We start from the raw sequence: 16,811 nt of genomic DNA, 5'->3' as shown, positions 1-16,811 counted from the left end.
CAGCCCCCATGCTAGTGCCCCGCCCCGGCAGGTCGGGGTGCACGATCGCACAAGCCACCCGGATCAGCGCCGGCGGGACCTGCCGGGAAGCTTCGATGTGACCATGGACACCATGTCGGTGACCTCATGGATCCGCAACACCCGGGCCACGCCGACATAGACCGGCAGCATCACCACGGCCGCGATCGCGAGCTGGACCGCGGACAGCAGCGGGCCGTCCCAGTCGGTCACCTGGTCGAGCAGGAACAGCACGCCCCACGCGAGTCCGGCGCCGACCGCAGCCGCGATGATCATCGCCAGCATCGGCAACCCGATCCCGGCGCCCGGAACCCGCGGGACCCGGCGGGCCAGCACCCGGCGCGACAGCAGGACGGCCACCAGGTACGCCAGCGAGTACGCCGCGCCCAGGGCGACACCGCTGAACCGGAGGTGCTCCTGGCCCAGGACGAGCCGGACGCCGATCAGCGCGGCCGCGATGTTGGTTGCCGCGATCACGCACTGCAGGAAAAACGGGGTCCGGGTGTCCTCGAAGGCGTAGAAGGTGCGCAGCTGGAAGTACTGGATCGTGAACGGGATCAGGCCGAGCGCCAGCGCGACCAGGGTGTACCCCATCAGCTGGGTGTTGTCCGCACCGGCGCCGTAGCCGGTGATCACGGTCGTGATCGGGTGCGAGAACGCCACCATCGCGGCCGCCGCCGGGACCACGATCGCCAGCGTCTGCCGGATCGAGCGGGCCGACAGCCGGCCGACCTCGGTCACGTCGCCGTCCGACGCGAGCGACGACATCTGCGGCAACGCGGCCGTCGCCAGCGAGACGGTGACGATGCCGTGTGGCACCAGGACGATCAGCATGGCCGTGCTGTACGCGACCAGGCCGGCCTTGGCGCCGTCGCTGTCGGCGGCACTACCCGCGATCGCCAGCTTGGTGACCACGACCAGGGTGACCTGGTTGACCGCGACGAACAGGATGGTCCAGATCCCCAGCTTGGCGGTCCGGCCGAGCCCGGTCCCGCGCAGCCCGAACTTCGGCCGGTAGAGGTGACCGCTGGCGGCCAGGTACGGGAGCAGGACGAGCAACTGGATCGCGATCCCGAAGGTGTGGCCGAGGCCGAGCAGCAGTTCCTCGCCCCGGCTGAAGGTGGGCGGGTTGGCGCCGGACCGGTAGATCAGCAGGAAGACGACGATCGAGGCGCAGGCGACGATGTTGTTCGCGATCGGCGCCCACATCATCGGGCCGAACCGGCCGCGCGCGTTCAGCACCTGGCCGACCAGCACGAACGCGCCGTAGAAGAAGATCTGTGGCAGGCAGAGCCGGACGAACATCACCATCGACGCCTTCTCGGCGGCGAAGGACGGGTCGTGCAACTTGGCCGGCAGGTAGAGCTCGGCGATCTGCGGGGCCAGCAGGACGCAGCCGACGGTGACGACGGCCAGCACGACGAAGCCGAAGGTGAGCAGCCGGTTGGTGAAGTCCTGCCCGCCGTCGTCGTGGTTCTTGATCGCCCGGACCAGTTGCGGCACCAGGACGGTGTTGAAGACGCCCCCGGCCAGCAGGATGTACAGGCTGTTCGGGATCGTGTTCGCCGCGGTGAAGATGTCGCCGCGCAGCGCCGTACCGATGGCGGCCGCGAGCAGGGCGATCCGGACGAATCCGAGCAGGCGAGACAGCACCGTTCCGGCTGCCATCACCGCCGCGGAGCGCAGGGTGCGGTCAGCCATCCTTCGTACCGACTCCTTCTTTCAGGCTCTGCTGCGGTGAGTCCGACGGCTTCCCGCCGGATTCGGCGTCCGTCCCGGCGTCGGCGTCCTGGCCCGCCGGTGCGCCGCCCGCGCGGTCCGGGCCGATCCGGCCCGGGGTCACCGGGTCGAGCGGGTTCGGTTCGCCGGCGGTCTGCTCCTCGCCGGACCCGGTCCCCGTGTCGGCGGTCAGGTCCTGCGGGTCGATCGGTGCCGGGTGCAACGGGTCGGTACCGGCCTCGGGCGTCGGGTTGCGGCGCTCCGAGCGGATCCGCCGGTAGATCCGGACCAGCGAGGTACCGAACAGCAGCGCGACCGCGGAGCCGACCAGGATCCAGCCGACGCTGCCGTACTGCGCGGCCTGGATCACCAGCTCCTGGGACCGGCCGACCGGGAGCTGCTGCGCGGAGATGACCTGCGCGTTCGCCCGGATCAGACCGTTCTGCTCGGCGCTCGCGTTGATCTGGTACGTGGCCTTCTGGCCGGCCGGGATGAGCTTGGTCTGCAGCGGGTCGATCCGCAGGTCGGACCGGTTCGCGGAGGTGACCACGATGCCGACCCGGACGGACTCGTTCAGCTCGTTCGCGACGGTGAGCGGGAAGGTGCCCTTGCTGCCGGACAGGTTGACCTTGATCTCGCGGTGACCGCCGCGTTCACCGGCCGGGTTCGTGACCAGGTGGACCCGGCCGACCTGGCCGTTCACCGAGGTCAGCTCGACGGTGGCGAACCGCTGCGACTCGTCGGGGAACCCACGCCAGCCGGACGAGGCCGACCGCAGCAGCGAGCGGCGGAGGTTCTCGTCGGCCTGCTCCGGGTCGGCGAGCAGCGAGACGTACGTCGTGACCGCGTTGCCGAGCTGCTTGATCTGGTCCAGCTGGTTGTTCGTCAGCCCCGGCGTGGAGCGCGGGGTGTCGGGCGCCTTGGCGAGAGCCGGCTTCGCGCCCGGCGCGGCGGCTGCCTGGTCGATGGTGACCGGCCGGATCCACGGCAGCGCCAGATCCCGGGCCAGCGAGGTCGTACTGCGTCCGTCGTCGTCCCAGCCGCGCGGCGGTACTGCGACGACGGTGACGTCGCCCGTGCCGGTCGAGGCGAGCAACGCGGTCTCCGCGGCGAACCGCTGCTGGACCTGGATCGGCGACGTGGCCGTCCCCGGATCCGGGCCGCCCGCAGTCAGGCTCGAATCCGCGATCACGGTCCGGACCGACTTCACCGGTCCCTCGGGCGTGAGGACGTCGTACACCGGGGACTTGGCCAGGTCCGGCCGGGCGCCCGCGGACCACGCCGAGCTGGTGACCAGGTTGATGTCGTCGGCCTTCGCGCCGGCGTACCCGGTGGAGGCGGCGGCCAGGTTCTTGCTGGTGGCGGCACCGTTCTCGAGCCAGAGGCCGGACCGGAAACCGTGTGCGTCCCCGAGGTTGAACTGCTCGGTCGCGGAGCGGGCCTGGCCGACCAGGTCACGGAGCGGCTCACCGGAGTCGAGCAGGCTGGCCACCTCCGGGTCCCCGTACGGCAGCAGGACGACCGGGTTGCTGGCGCGGTTCGCATCGAAGGCACGCAGCCAGGCGGCCACGGTCGGGCTCTTGGTCCCCGGCTTGGTCTGGTTGTCCGGGCCGGTGATGCGGTAGCCCTCCCGCATCGTCCGGGCCTCTTCGAGCATCGCCGGATCGACCAGCCAGGTGACGCGTTGTTTCTGACCGAGGGCGAGCAGCCGGCCGAGCTGACCGTTCGGCGCCATCGAGTCGGCCAGCGACTCGTTCGCGAACCGGTCGCCGCCGAGCAGGGTCGGCCGGTGCCGGAGCGGGACCACCAGGGCGGTGTTCACCTTGCGCGGCATCGGCCTGGCCGGGACAACCGGCATGAGGGTGCGGCTGAGACCCGCGGAGACCCGGTCGCTCGGACTCGTGTTGCCGCGGAACCGGACGCCGACCGTGTACACGCCGCTGCGACCGGTGATGCCCCAGTCCTTCCACGGGATCACCAGGCGGAACGGGACCGACGCCTTCGGGGCCAGCGGCTGGGCGAACTCCTGGAAGCTGGTGGAGTCCGAGTTGTTCAGCCCTACGCAGTCGTTGCGCTTGGCGATCGGCTCGTCCGCCTCGGTCGCGATCGCGGCCAGCTGGGCCCGGGTGGACAACCGCTTGTCGTCGATACAGGCAGCGGCCTGCGAGTTGTCGAAGGTGGCGGTGCTGGTGTTGGTGATCCGGCCGGTGAGGACGACCTGGTCGCCGGGCTTCGGCGCGGCCGGGGTGAACGAGTCGATGGTCACGTCGACCACCGGGTCCTCGGCCGCCGCTCCGGCCCGTTCGGCCTGGGCCACTCCAGCGGCCGAAACCACTCCCGACGCAGCGATCAGCAGGCTCGCGCCCGCAGCCGCGGAGAGCCTCAGTCGCCGTCTCAACACGCCGTCACCGTAACCTAGTTTCCCGTGTCTCCTATCCCCGACCGCTCGGCCTCCTCCGGATCGTTGTCGGCGGTCCAGCGGAAAGGCGTCCAGACGTTGCTACAGATTGCCCCGGTGGTCGACGAGCTCGGTGCCCGCTTCGCTGCGGCCGGGCACGAGATCGCGCTGGTCGGCGGACCCGTCAGAGACATTCTGCTGGGTCGGGGGAGCAAGGATCTGGACTTCGCCACCTCCGCCCGGCCGGACGTCGTCGAACGCTTGCTGGCCGGCTGGGCCGACCATGTCTGGGACATCGGCAAGGCGTTCGGCACCATCGGATGCCGGAAGGGCGATTGGGTTCTGGAGATCACCACCTATCGGTCGGAGTCCTACGATCCCATCTCACGCAAACCGGCGGTCGAGTACGGCGACACCCTTGAGGGTGACCTGTCCCGGCGCGATTTCGCGATGAACGCGATGGCGGTGCTGCTGCCGTCGCACCAGTTCGTCGATCCGTTCGGCGGCCTGGAGGACGTGGCGAACCAGGTGATCCGGACCCCGGGCTCACCGGAGGCCTCGTTCTCCGACGACCCGCTGCGGATGATGCGGGCGGCCCGGTTCGCCGCGCAGCTCGGGTTCGTCCCGGACCCGCTGGTGGTGGCCGCGATGCGGGCGATGGCGGACCGGATCACGATCGTGTCGGCCGAGCGGGTCCGCGACGAGCTGGTCAAGCTGGTCTGCGCCGACCACCCGCGGATCGGGCTGGACCTGCTGGTCTCCACCGGGCTCGCCGACCACGTCCTGCCCGAACTGCCCGCGCTCCGGCTCGAGGTGGACGAGCACCACCGGCACAAGGATGTGTACGAACACTCGCTGACCGTGCTCGACCAGGCGATCGACCTGGAACCGCGGTTGAAGGCCGCCGACCCGGAGCTCGAGCTGCCCGACTTCGTGGTCCGGTTCGCCGCGTTGATCCACGACATCGGCAAGCCGAGGACCCGGAAGTTCGAGGGCGCCGGCAAGGTGACGTTCCACCACCACGACGTGGTCGGGGCCAAGCTCGCCAAGAAGCGGATGCGGGCGCTGCGGTTCAGCAACGAGCAGATCGACCAGGTCGGCAAGCTGGTCGAGCTGCACCTGCGCTTCCACGGGTACGGCACCGGCGAGTGGACCGACTCCGCCGTCCGCCGATACGTCCGCGACGCCGGTGCCCTGCTCAGCCGCCTGCACGTACTGACCCGGGCCGACTGCACCACCCGGAACAAGCGGAAGGCCGACGCGCTGCGCTCGGCGTACGACGACCTGGAGGAGCGGATCGCGCGGTTGCAGGAGCAGGAGGAGCTGGACTCGATCCGGCCGGACCTGGACGGCAACCAGATCATGACGATCCTCGGGATCGGGCCGGGCCGCGAGGTCGGCGAGGCGTACAAGTTCCTGATGGAGCTGCGGATGGAGCACGGACCGCTCGGCGAGGAGCGTGCCAAGGCGGAGCTGCTGGCGTGGTGGGCGCAGCGCTGACCGGGTTGTCCACAGCTCCGTCCACAGTTTCCACAACGCCTGCCCCATAACGGCTCCGCGCTCGTACTCTGTAGTCACCGAGCATCCGCAGACACCAGGGGGGTGGAGCCCGGTGTGGTGGTTGGTGGCTTTGATGAGTGGTGGCGCAGCGGCGTTGTCCGGTCGCTACCTGTGGGATCGGCGGGCGGCCCGGCGGAGTGACGGGGAGGAGCTGGACCAGATCCGCAAGCTCGCCGACGAGGACGTGACGCTGCTGGGCGAGGAGCTGAGCCGGCTCGACGCCCGGGTGGCCGGGCATCCGCTGGACGGTGACGCCCGGGTGGATTACCAGGTCGCACTGGATTCGTACGAGGCGGCGCAACGGGCGGTCCACGGGATCCGCCGACCCGAGGCGATCAGCGCTGTGACCGACGCGCTCGCCACCGGGCGGTACGCGATTGTCTGTGTCCAGGCGCGGGTCGCGGGCCGGCCGGTCCCGGAGCGCAGGGTGCCGTGCTTCTTCAATCCACAGCACGGTCCGTCGGTGACCGACGTGGTGTGGACGCAGCCGAAGCACGGTACGCGCACGGTCCCCGCCTGCGCGCAGGACGCGGCCCGGGTGAAGGCGGGTGAGGAGCCCGAGTTGCGGTACATGCAGTACGCGGGTCGCCGCGTCCCGTACTGGGAGGCGGGCGCCGCGGTCGCGCCGTACGGCAAGGGGTACTTCGCGAGCGGCGCGGGTGCGACGTACGCGGCGCTCTCCTTCGACAACGCGGTCGCCGGATCGTGGGTGCCGCACCCGGGTGGTGGTCACGGCGCGCACGGGCACGGCGGCTTCGACGGAGGTGGCGGCGACCTTGGGGGCGGTCATGGTGGAGGCCACGATTACGGCGGGGGCGGACATGGCGGAGGCCACGACTTCGGCGGGGGCGGCCACGATCTCGGTGGCGGTGGCGGTGGCGGTGGCGGTGGTGGTGACGGTGGCTGAGGGTCAGATCAGGTCGGGCGGCATCGCGGCGTAGGCCTTCGCGATCAGGTCGGCCGACACCCCGTCCGACTCGTACTCCGTGGTCCCGGCCGGCGTCGTGATCGCGCCGACCGGGAGCGCCGGGTCGATCGAGTTGGTCAGGTACGCCGCGTCGAAGGACCCGAGTTCGTCGAGCCGGACCGGCCGGGTCTCGCTCGGCGACCCGATCGCGGCCAGCCCGGTCTGGAGTACCTGCAGCGTGATCCCGGGAAGGACCGCCGCCTCGGGCCAGACGATCCGGCCCGCTCGCGCGAAGCACACGTTCCAGATCGACGCTTCGGACACGTGCCCGTTGCGGTCGAAGAACAGCGCGTCGTCGTGACCGGCCTGCTGCGCCTGGCGCCCGTAGTACACGAGCGAGAAGGTGCCGGTGTGTTTGAGGTGCGGCACCGGGCGTTCGTGCTCGACGGCGAGCAGTCGCGGTGATTGCGCGGTCGGCTCGATCGGCGCGGACACGGTGACCAGCAGGTCGGGTTCGACGGGGAGGCCCTGGTCCAGCCGGCTGCGTTCCCGGGTGAAGGCGGTGACCCGGACCGAGGCGTCCACCTGGCCGGCCCGGTCGAGCGCGCCGCGGATCCCGGTACGCAACCGTTCCTCGGTGACCCCGCGCCCGAACAGTTCGACCGAACTCCGATCGATCCGTTCCACGTGGAACGGAAGTCCCCGGACCCGCCCGGCCCGGACCTGGAGCGAGCTGAAGTGCCCGTAGCTGGTGGCCCGCAGCAGCCCTGGATCGATCGCGGTCAGCGGTGCGCCGTTCAGCTCCAGGTGATCCGTCACCCGTCCAGTCTCGCCGAACCAGTCCACCGGGACTCCTGGTCTACCCTCAGCCCGTGGACGTGTGGAGCATCATCGGCTGGGGCGGGTCGGCCCTGGTCGTCGTGTCGTTGTTGCAGACCCGGATCCTGCGCCTGCGGGTGCTGAACCTGATCGGCTGTCTGGTGCTGGTCGCGTTCAACCTCGTGATCGGGGTCTGGCCGATGGTCGGGATGAACGCGGTCCTGGCCGTCATCAACGTGGTGCAGCTCTACCGGTTGCTGCGGCACCGGCACGACCCGGACGAGTACACCGTGCTCGAGGTCAACGCCGGCGACGCGTACCTGCGGCACGTGATCGACGCGCACGGCCGCGACATCCGCAAGTTCAACCCCGACTTCACCGCCCCGGCCGCGCCGTACGCGTTCCTGGTCCAGCACGGCGACCGCACCGTCGGCGTCGTTCTCGCCCACGACGCCGGTGCCGGCCGCGCCCAGATCGACCTCGACTACGTGCTGCCCGAGTACCGCGACTTCACCCCCGGCGAGTTCGTCTACCGCCGCAGCGACGTCTTCACCGACCACGGCTTCCAGCAGGTGATGGCACCCCGCCGGATGCGCGAGTCCGCCTCCTACCTCAGCAAACTCGGCTTCCGCCGCGACGGCTCCGACCTCGTCCTCGACCTCCGCTGACCGGCGACGCGCACTTGGATAACTGCACTTCTTATACATACACTTCTTCATCATGCACAAACCCGAGCGGATCTTCGCCCGCGACCCGGAGTGGGCCCACCTGACCCGGTTCGCGACGACGTCGGTACCGCGGCCGCAGTTGGGCGTGGTCAGCGGTCGCCGCCGGCAAGGCAAGACCTATCTGGTGGAGGCGCTGGCCGAGCAGGCCGGCGGGTTGTACTTCGGCGCGACCCAGGCCGTCGAGGCCGAATCGCTCGGTCTCTTCGCGGCCGCGGTCGGGCGCCACCTGGACCTGCCCGCACCGCCCCGCTTCGACGGGTGGGACGACGCGATCCGGTACGTCTTCGCCCTGCCCGACTCGGCCGGGCCGGTGGTCATCGACGAGTTCCCGTACCTGAGCCGGATGTCGCCCGCGCTGCCGTCGATCCTGCAACGGGAGATCGACCGCGCCGCGTCGTCGGGCCGACGGACGAAGCTCCTGCTCTGCGGCTCCGCCCTGTCGGTGATGGGCGGGCTGCTCTCCGGTACAGCGCCCCTGCGTGGTCGCGCGAATCTCGAACTCGTCGTGAAGCCGTTCGACCACCGCCTCGCCGCGCAGTACTGGCAGGTGGACGATCCGCGGCTCGCGGTGATGTTGCACTCGGTGGTCGGTGGAACGCCCGCCTACCGGCGATTCGTCAACGACGACGGCCCTTCCTCCGTCCGGCGGTTCGACGACTGGATCCTGCGTACCGTGCTCAGCCCGGCCAGTCCGCTCTTCCGGGAGGCGCGGTACCTGCTCGAGGAAGAGACCGAGATCCGGGACAGCGCGCTGTACCACTCGGTCCTCGCAGCGGTTGCCAACGGCAACGGGACTCGAGGCGGAGTGGCCGGCTACGTCGGTCGCAAGGCCACCGACATCGGACATCATCTGTCGGTGCTCGAGGACAGCGGGCTGCTGCGTCGGGACCGGGACATCTTCAGATCCGGGCGGTCCTACTACCGGGTGGCCGAGCCGCTGGTCGTGTTCTACCAGGTGGTGATGCGGCCACAGTGGGGGCTGCTGGAGAGCGATCGCGCGGAGAACGTCTGGGCGGCGGCGCGCCCGCGGTTCGCCTCACAGGTCATCGGCCCGCACTTCGAGCAGTTGTGCCGCGAGTTCGCCATGACCGCGCCGGCGGACCTGTTCGGTGGTCTGCCCGGTGAGATCGGCGCCGGCGTCGTGGCGGATCGAAGCCGCCGGACCCAGCTGGAGATCGATGTGGTCGTGCTCGGTCCGGCCGAGGGCGGTCAGCGCCGGAAGCTGTTGTCTCTCGGCGAGGCCAAGTGGGGCGAGGTGATGAACCGGCGGCACGTCCAGCGCCTGGAGCGCGCGCGGGACCTGCTGGCCGAGAAGTTCGACACCAGCGAGACGGTCCTCGCCTGCTACAGCGGGGCCGGATTCGCCGACGACCTCGACCCGGAGGTTCGCAAGATCGGCCTGGCCGAGTTGTACGGGGCTAGCTGAGGGACTTGGTGAAGCAGCGGGAGGCTGGGTCGTTCTCGAACGGGGGATAGGCGGGGATGGGGGTGTAGCCGTGGTGGGTGTAGAGGGTGATGGCGGCTTGCTGTTGGCTGCCGGTTTCCAGGCGGAGGGTCCGTAGGCCCTGGGCGCGGGCAGCTGACTCGAGGCTGGTGAGCAGGAGGCGGGACAGTCCCCAGCCGCGGAAGGCGGGGTCGACGTAGAGGCGTTTGATCTCGCCGACGCCGGGCGTGATGGGCTGCAGGCCGATACAGCCGACCGGGGTGTCGTCGACCAGGAGCAGGGTGAACGTGATGTCGGGGTGGAGATCCACCTGGGGCTGGTCGTCGCCGTAGAGGGCAGCGAGCTCGGCTTGTTGTGCGGCGGTCAGGGCCAGCAGGGCAGGATCGGTACCCGCGGCCGGCCGGAGTTCGGCCCCATCGATCATGGCCGGACGGTAGCAATCTGCCGTGACGCTCCTGTTTCTGTTTTCTCTCTGCCCGATCGGCACGGCGTGAGGTCGACGGAGGCGGTCCGGCCCGTGCTGTGATGGACGCGTGCTGAAGGAGATCGCCGAGGGAGTCCGGGCCGGTCGGGTCGATCCGGTCGAGCTGGTGGAGCAGGCGTTGGCCCGGGCCGAACAGGCGACCGAGCTGAACGCGATCGTCCAGCTCGACGCGGACGGCGCGCGAAGAGCGGCCGCGCAACTGCTCACCGGGCCACTCGCCGGGGTGCCCGTGCTCGTGAAGGAGATCATCGAGATCGAGGGACTGCCGTACCGGTGTGGTTCCGCGACGATGGACGGGATCGGGCAACGCGATGCCGGTGTCGTCCGGCAACTCCGGGCCGCCGGGGCGATCGTGATCGGGCTGAGCCACACCCACGAGTTCGCGTACGGCTGCACGGGAACGTCGAACCGCGTCGGCCCGTGCCGGAATCCGCACGACCTCACCAGGATGACCGGTGGCTCCAGTTCGGGAGCGGGCGCGGCAGTGGCGGCCGGTGTCGTACCGCTGGCGATCGGCACCGACACGGCCGGATCCGTACGCATCCCGGCTGCGCTGTGCGGCGTGGTCGGGTTCAAGCCCGCGTACGCGACGTTGCCGGTGGACGGTGTGTTCCCGCTCGCGCAGAGCCTCGACCACATCGGAGTGCTGACAACCACAGTCGCCGACGCCGCGTACGCGCTCGCTGCCCTCACCGGCGAGGAACTGCCGGCAACCACGAAAACGGCACCGCGACTAGGCGTGGTCGTCAACGCGGAGTACCTCGACCACACCCCCGAGGTCGGCGCCGCTTGGTCGGCCGCGCTTGCCCGGTTGGAGAGCGCGACCTTGGTCGACGTGCGGTTGCCCGATTGGGCGGAGACCTTCACGGCCGCGGCGGACCTCCAAGGCCCGGAAGCGGCCGCGAACCACCTCGGCCGTTCGATCGACCTGTACCAACCCGACGTGCGCGAACGCCTTCGGGAAGCAGCAGAGGTCCCGCAGGCTCGCTACGAAGCCGCTCGGGAGAAGGCTGCCGTGATCACCGCAGCCCTGCAAAGCACCCTCGACCAGGTGGACGCGATCCTGACCCCGACCGTGCTCACCACGGCCCCGCCGATCGATGCCATGGACAACGACGAGAAGACCGTACGAGCCCAGATCCTCCGCACCACCCGACTCGCCAACCTGACCGGCTACCCCGCCGTCACCCTGCCGATCCCCACCACGGGACTCCCCGTCGGCCTCCAGGTGATTGCCAAGAGCAACGCAAAGGCAGCCGACGTGGCGTGCTGGATCGAACTGGCCCTCCAACAAACCTAGAGCTTGCGGAGCAGCTCCAGGGCCTCGATCGAATGGTCGACGAGCTCCTCGGCGGTCGTCGGGCGGTCGTCCTCGGGCAGGCCGGACCACTCGATCGCGAGGTCCTCGGCGTACGCGAGCCAGGCGTGCACCCGGAGGTACTCGCGGGACCCCGGCTGGTCGGCCACCTCGGGCGTCCCGAGGTAGGTGAGGACGCGCCGGGTCAGGCCGGCCCGGGTGTCGTCGTAGACCTTGACCGCGATGTCGTCACCGCCGGCGGCGCCGCGGACGAAGGAGATGTACGCCTCCCGCCGTCGCTCGATGAACGCGACGAACTGGGTCAGCATCTCCCGCAACTGCTGCTCGGGCGGCAGGGACGCGTCCGGCTTGGTGACGCGGAGGAGCCGGCGACCGGCCGCGGAGATCACCGCGACGTAGTAGTCCCGCTTGCTCGGGAAGTAATGGAAGAGCAGCCCGCGGGAGATTCCGGCCTCGCCCGCGATCGCGTCGATCGACAGCTCGTGGATCGGCCGGGTGCGCAACATCATCAGGCCGATCTTGACGAGTTGCTTCTTGCGGTCCTCTGCGGTGAGGCGGTGCTCCATCTGTTGAGCATTGCTTAGCGGCTGCGCTACGGTCAAGAGAACCGAAGGAGTCGTGATGGGTTTCGAACCGTCCGCCCGCGCGCAGGAGCTGATCGGCCGGGTCGAGCTGTTCGTCCGGACCGAGATCGAGCCGGTCGAGGCCGAGCTGCACGCCGCGATCCGGGTGGCCGACGATCCGTGGCAACCGCGCCCCGAGCTCGAGGACCTACGGGCGAAAGCACGCGAGCTCGGCCTGTGGAACCTGTTCCTCCCCGTCGCCGAACCGGGCAACGAGCAGTACGGCGACGGCCTGAGCAACCTGGACTACGCCCCGATCGCCGAGCTCACCGGCCGGTCCTTCGTCGCCCCGTACGTCTTCAACTGCAACGCGCCCGACACCGGCAACATGGAGGTCCTGCTCAGGTACGGGACTCCCGAGCAGAAGCAGCGCTGGCTGGAACCGTTGCTCGACGGCACGATCCGGTCCGCCTTCTGCATGACCGAGCCGGACGTCGCCTCGTCGGACGCGACCAACATGGCGGCGACCGCCATCGTCGACGGCGACGAGGTGGTGCTGAACGGCCGCAAGTGGTGGAGCACCGGCGTCGGTCACCCCGCTTGCGAGTTGCTCATCTTCATGGGCCTCACCGATCCCGACGGCCACCGGTACGCCCGGCACACGATGGTCCTGGTCCCGCGGAACGCCCCCGGCGTCAAGGTCGAGCGGCTGTTGCCCGCGATGAGCCGGTACGACGAGCCGTTCGGCCACGGCGAAGTGTCGTTCACCGACGTCCGGGTGCCGGCGGCGAACATCCTGGTCGGGCCGGGCCGCGCGTTCGAGATCGCCCAGGGCCGGCTCGGTCCGGGCCGGGTGCACCACTGCATGCGACTGATCGGCCTGGCGGAGAAGGCGCTCGAGCTCGCCCTGGTCCGGGGCACGAGCCGGACCGCGTTCGGCAAGCCGCTGGTCAACCTGGGCGGTAACCGGGAGCGGATCGCCGATGCCCGGATCGCGATCAACCAGGCCCGCCTGCTGGTCCTGCAGACCGCGTGGCTGCTGGACACCCAGGGACTCGAGGGCGCGCTCAGCGAGGTGAGCCAGATCAAGGTGGCCGTGCCGCGGATGGCGCAGGACGTGATCGACATGGCGATCCAGCTGCACGGTGGCGGCGGGCTGTCCGACGACTTCCCGCTGGCCGCCGCCTGGACGAGTGCACGGTCCCTGCGACTGGCGGACGGGCCGGACGAGGTGCACCGTGGAGTTGTCGCCAAGGTCGAGCTGGCGAAGTACAAGCAGGAGGCGTAGTGAGCAGGGTTCTGGTCACCGGGGGCGCCAGCGGGCTCGGGCTCGCGCTGGTCCAGCAATTCGTTGCTGAGGGCCACGAAGTGCTGAGTACCGACGTGGCCGCGGAGGCGTCGGCCCCGGCGGGCGCACAGTACCGGCGGCTGGACGTGCGCAGTGCCGAGGACTGGGCGGCAGCGGTCACCTGGTGCGAGCAGAACTGGGGCGGCCTGGACCTGCTGCTGAACAACGCCGGGATCGCCACCGGCGGACGGATCGACGTCGAGTCGCTGGACGAGTGGGACCGGGTCGTCGACATCAACCTGATGGGCGTGGTCCGGGGCTGCCGGGCGTTCACCCCGGTCTTCAAGCGGCAGCGCTCCGGCCACATCGTGAACACCGCGTCCGCGGCCGGCTTGGTCCATCCGCCGATGATGAGCTCGTACAACACCGTCAAGGCCGGCGTGGTCGCGCTGTCCGAGACGCTCTCGCACGAACTGCACCCGTACGACGTGACCGTGTCGGTGGTCTGCCCGTCGTTCTTCCGGACCAACCTGGCGGACTCGATCCAGGGCGAGGACACCGCGATGTGGACGGCCGCGCGGCAGCTGATCGAGAAGTCGCCGCGGACCGCCGAGGAGATCGCGGCGGCGGTGATCATCGGGATCGGCATGAAGCAGTTCCTGATCATCCCGGACCGGCCGGCCTTGCTGGCCTGGCGGACGAAGCGGTTCGCCCGGCCGTTGTACGACCGGCAGATGCGCCGGATCGCCGAGCGGGCCCGGGTCCGGGCCGAGGGTCAGGTGCCGTCGGCCGGGGACGAGTGATGGCCCAGGGTTCCGTCGAAGGGGCGCGCGAGGTCCGGGCCGAGGACGCGTTCGACGTCCCGGCGGTGGACGGCTGGCTGCGGTCGCACACCGAGCTGCCGGCCGGGCTGCCCGAGGTCCGGCAGTTCTCCGGCGGCGCGTCCAACCTCACCTATCTGCTGCGGTATCCGGGCCGCGACCTGATCCTGCGGCGCCCGCCGGCCGGTACGAAGGCGAAGAGCGCGCACGACATGGGCCGCGAGTACCGGATCCAGGCCGCCCTCGCGCCGGTCTTCCCGCACGTCCCCGCTATGGTTGCCCACTGCAACGAGACGGACCTGCTCGGCTCCGGCTTCTACGTGATGGAGCGGATCGCCGGGACGATCCCGCGCCGGTCAGAGCTGGGGGTCGACCTGACTCCGGAGCAGACCCGGCAGCTCTGCTTCACCGTGTTCGACACGTTGATCGCCCTGCACCAGGTGGATCCGGCCGCGGCCGGCCTGACCGAGCTCGGCCGTGGCGAGGGGTACGTCGAACGGCAGGTGACCGGCTGGTCCGAGCGGTACCGCAAGGTGAAGACGTGGAACGTGCCCAGCTACGCGAAGGTGATGGACTGGCTCGCGGCGAACCAGCCGGCCGACGTCCGGATGTGCGTGATCCACAACGACTTCCGGCTGGACAACGTCGTCCTCGCGCCCGACGATCCGCTCCGGGTCGCCGGTGTCCTCGACTGGGAGCTCGCGACCCTCGGCGACCCGTTGATGGATCTGGGCGGCGCGCTCGCGTACTGGGTCCAGGCCGACGACGATCGCGCGTTCCGGCGGTTCCGGCTGCAGCCGTCCGACGTGCCGGGCATGCTCAGTCGCGACGAGATCGTCCGGTACTACTGCGAACGAACCGGGCTGGAGCCGGCGAACTGGGCCTTCTACGAGGTGTTCGGGCTGTTCCGGCTGGCGGTGATCGCGCAGCAGATCTACTACCGCTACCACCACAAGCAGACCCGGAATCCACGGTTCAAGAGCCTGTGGTTACCGGTCAACCTGCTCGAACGGCGCTGCCGCCGGATCATCGGCCGGGCCTGACATGGGCGCGATCTACCTGGTCCGGCACGCGCAGGCCTCGTTCGGCAAGAGCGACTACGACCAGCTGTCGGAGCTCGGCGAACGCCAGGCGGCGGTCCTCGGGCAGGCCCTCGACGCTCGCGGGATCAAGCCGGAGCTGGTGGTCCGCGGCTCGATGCGCCGGCATGCCCGGACCGCGGAACTGGCCCTCGCGGCGGCCGGGATCGACGGGGACGTGCTGGTGGATCGCGGGTTCGACGAGTTCGACCACGACGAGGTGATCGTGGCGTACAAGCCGGCGTACCGGCGACGCGCTGTCCTGCTCGCCGACCTGGCCCGGACCGGGAATCCGGGGCGCGCGTTCCAGCGGATGTTCGCGGAGGCGACCGCGCGCTGGATCGAGGGCGGCGACGGGTACTCCGAGAGCTTCGCCGGGTTCCGCGACCGCGTGGACGAGGCGGTACGCCGGACCGCCGAGCAGGTCGGCAAGGGGGAGACCGCGGTCGTGTTCACCTCGGGTGGCCCGATCGCGGCGGTGGTCAGCCGGTTGTGGCCGGGCGGTGACGAGCTCTGGTCCCGGCTCAATCCCGTCACCGTGAACACGGCGATCACCAAGCTGACCGTGGGGCGCACCGGGCTTACCGTGGTCAGCCACAACGAGCACGGCCACCTCGACGGCACCGACCTGCTGTCCTACCGATAGGGCGACGATGCGACGCAATCTGTCCAAGGTGATGCGGTACGCGTCGTTGCCGGTGCTGAAGGGGCTGATCTGAGATGCGCTGGGGTCTGACCGTGCCGCTGACCGGTGTCCCGTTGCGGGAGCACCGCGCGTTGATCGCCGAGCTGGCCGAGCTCGGGTACACCGACCTGTGGTCCGCCGAGGTGGCGGGTGCGGACGCGTTCACGCCGTTGGTGCTCGCGTCCGAGTGGGACGAGCGGCTCCGGCTCGGGACGGCCGTCGTTCCCGTCCACACCAGAGGGCCGGCCGCGTTGGCGATGAGCGCGGCGACGCTCGCGGATCTCGCGTCCGGCCGGTTCGTGCTCGGGATCGGGGCCTCCTCCGAGACGATCGTGACCGGCTGGAACGGGATCGCCTACGACCCGCCGCTGGCCCGGACCCGGGACGTGCTGCGGTTCCTCCGGCAGGCGTTCGCCGGGGAGAAGGTGGACGGCGAGTTCGACAGCTTCACGATCCGGCGGTTCCGGCTGGAGAAGGCGCCCGACGTCGCCCCGGCGATCATGCTCGCCGCGCTCCGGCCGCAGATGCTCCGGCTCGCCGCCCGCGAGGCCGACGGCGCGATCACCAACTGGCTCTCCCCGGGCGACGTCCGCCAGGTCCGCGCCGAACTCGGGGACGACAAGGAGCTCGCGGCCCGGATCTTCGTCTGTGCCACCGAGGACACCGAGATGGCCCGCAACCTGGGCCGGTACCTGATCGCCACCTATCTCACCGTGCCCGGGTATGCCGCCTTCCATGACTGGCTGGGTCGCGCCGAGGCCCTCGCCCCGATGCACGCCGCGTGGAAAGCGGGGGACCGGAACGCCGCGATGGCCGCCGTTCCCGAGTCCGTCATCGACGACCTGGTCGTGCACGGTTCGCCGGAAGACTGCCGGGCCCGCATTCGCGAGTACCTCGACCACGGGCTCGACACCCCGATCATCGCCACTCTGCCGACGGGCGGCAGTCTCGTGGAAGTCGCCCGCTCGCTCGCTCCGTGA

Annotated in this window: 15 protein-coding genes; 10 read left to right on the top strand and 5 right to left on the bottom strand. The window is 70.2% G+C overall.

Annotated features, from left to right (window positions below; genetic code table 11):
* Nucleotides 1-63: 63 nt before the first annotated feature.
* Entirely contained in the window at nucleotides 64-1,719 is a 1,656-nt protein-coding gene (gene murJ, locus FB561_RS08200; protein WP_145804652.1) for a murein biosynthesis integral membrane protein MurJ, read from the bottom strand.
* Nucleotides 1,712-4,138, bottom strand: a complete 2,427-nt coding sequence (locus FB561_RS08195) for a hypothetical protein (RefSeq protein WP_202880567.1) — start codon at nucleotides 4,136-4,138, stop codon at nucleotides 1,712-1,714. Before FB561_RS08195 ends, murJ begins: the two co-directional genes overlap by 8 nt.
* Before the next feature lie 33 nt (nucleotides 4,139-4,171).
* On the opposite strand from FB561_RS08195, the gene FB561_RS08190 reads away from it, so the two are divergent.
* Together FB561_RS08190 and FB561_RS37750 are read left to right on the top strand one after the other, a co-directional pair.
* Nucleotides 4,172-5,635, top strand: a complete 1,464-nt coding sequence (locus FB561_RS08190) for a CCA tRNA nucleotidyltransferase (RefSeq protein WP_420371355.1) — start codon at nucleotides 4,172-4,174, stop codon at nucleotides 5,633-5,635.
* 133 nt (nucleotides 5,636-5,768) lie between these two features.
* Nucleotides 5,769-6,602 (top strand): hypothetical protein, encoded by an 834-nt coding sequence (locus tag FB561_RS37750; protein WP_170284598.1) that lies wholly within the window; start codon nucleotides 5,769-5,771, stop codon nucleotides 6,600-6,602.
* Nucleotides 6,603-6,605: 3 nt separating this feature from the next.
* Here FB561_RS37750 and FB561_RS08180 read toward each other — a convergent pair whose 3' ends face one another.
* Nucleotides 6,606-7,421, bottom strand: coding sequence for an aminotransferase class IV (locus tag FB561_RS08180; protein ID WP_170284597.1), 816 nt, complete (start codon nucleotides 7,419-7,421; stop codon nucleotides 6,606-6,608).
* A 53-nt stretch (nucleotides 7,422-7,474) separates the two neighbouring features.
* On the opposite strand from FB561_RS08180, the gene FB561_RS08175 reads away from it, so the two are divergent.
* Both FB561_RS08175 and FB561_RS08170 read left to right on the top strand, forming a co-directional pair.
* Complete coding sequence (locus FB561_RS08175) at nucleotides 7,475-8,089, top strand: YgjV family protein (RefSeq protein ID WP_145804647.1); 615 nt, start codon at nucleotides 7,475-7,477, stop codon at nucleotides 8,087-8,089.
* A 52-nt stretch (nucleotides 8,090-8,141) separates the two neighbouring features.
* Nucleotides 8,142-9,575 carry an ATP-binding protein gene (locus FB561_RS08170; RefSeq protein ID WP_145804645.1) on the top strand — a complete coding sequence of 478 codons (1,434 nt, stop codon included), beginning with the start codon at nucleotides 8,142-8,144 and terminating at the stop codon, nucleotides 9,573-9,575.
* Here FB561_RS08170 and FB561_RS08165 read toward each other — a convergent pair.
* Nucleotides 9,568-10,017 (bottom strand): GNAT family N-acetyltransferase, encoded by a 450-nt coding sequence (locus FB561_RS08165; RefSeq protein ID WP_145804642.1) that lies wholly within the window; start codon nucleotides 10,015-10,017, stop codon nucleotides 9,568-9,570. The genes FB561_RS08170 and FB561_RS08165 overlap by 8 nt on opposite strands.
* A gap of 109 nt (nucleotides 10,018-10,126) precedes the next feature.
* Here FB561_RS08165 and FB561_RS08160 point away from each other — a divergent pair, with 109 nt between their 5' ends.
* Complete coding sequence (locus FB561_RS08160) at nucleotides 10,127-11,377, top strand: amidase (protein WP_238334709.1); 1,251 nt, start codon at nucleotides 10,127-10,129, stop codon at nucleotides 11,375-11,377.
* Here the strand turns inward: FB561_RS08160 and FB561_RS08155 are convergent.
* Complete coding sequence (locus FB561_RS08155) at nucleotides 11,374-11,961, bottom strand: TetR/AcrR family transcriptional regulator (protein WP_145804640.1); 588 nt, start codon at nucleotides 11,959-11,961, stop codon at nucleotides 11,374-11,376. The genes FB561_RS08160 and FB561_RS08155 overlap by 4 nt on opposite strands.
* 55 nt (nucleotides 11,962-12,016) lie before the next feature.
* On the opposite strand from FB561_RS08155, the gene FB561_RS08150 reads away from it, so the two are divergent.
* The 5 genes from FB561_RS08150 (at nucleotide 12,017) to FB561_RS08130 (ending at nucleotide 16,811) form a co-directional block, all read left to right on the top strand.
* Nucleotides 12,017-13,246: an acyl-CoA dehydrogenase family protein gene (locus tag FB561_RS08150; protein ID WP_145804638.1), complete on the top strand. Its 1,230-nt coding sequence runs from the start codon at nucleotides 12,017-12,019 to the stop codon at nucleotides 13,244-13,246.
* Nucleotides 13,246-14,049, top strand: coding sequence for an SDR family NAD(P)-dependent oxidoreductase (locus FB561_RS08145; protein WP_145804636.1), 804 nt, complete (start codon nucleotides 13,246-13,248; stop codon nucleotides 14,047-14,049). The genes FB561_RS08150 and FB561_RS08145 overlap by 1 nt, the downstream gene beginning before the upstream one ends.
* Entirely contained in the window at nucleotides 14,049-15,110 is a 1,062-nt protein-coding gene (locus tag FB561_RS08140) for a phosphotransferase family protein (RefSeq protein ID WP_145804633.1), read from the top strand. The genes FB561_RS08145 and FB561_RS08140 overlap by 1 nt, the downstream gene beginning before the upstream one ends.
* Before the next feature lies 1 nt (nucleotide 15,111).
* Nucleotides 15,112-15,792 carry a histidine phosphatase family protein gene (locus FB561_RS08135; RefSeq protein ID WP_145804632.1) on the top strand — a complete coding sequence of 227 codons (681 nt, stop codon included), beginning with the start codon at nucleotides 15,112-15,114 and terminating at the stop codon, nucleotides 15,790-15,792.
* A 74-nt stretch (nucleotides 15,793-15,866) separates the two neighbouring features.
* On the top strand, nucleotides 15,867-16,811 hold the full coding sequence (locus FB561_RS08130) for an LLM class F420-dependent oxidoreductase (protein WP_145804630.1): 945 nt from the start codon (nucleotides 15,867-15,869) through the stop codon (nucleotides 16,809-16,811).

Source organism: Kribbella amoyensis, from assembly GCF_007828865.1.
Classification (GTDB): Bacteria; Actinomycetota; Actinomycetes; order Propionibacteriales; family Kribbellaceae; genus Kribbella; species Kribbella amoyensis.
Note: the sequence above shows the minus strand (reverse complement) of the source record. Positions and strands in the feature narration are given on the sequence as shown.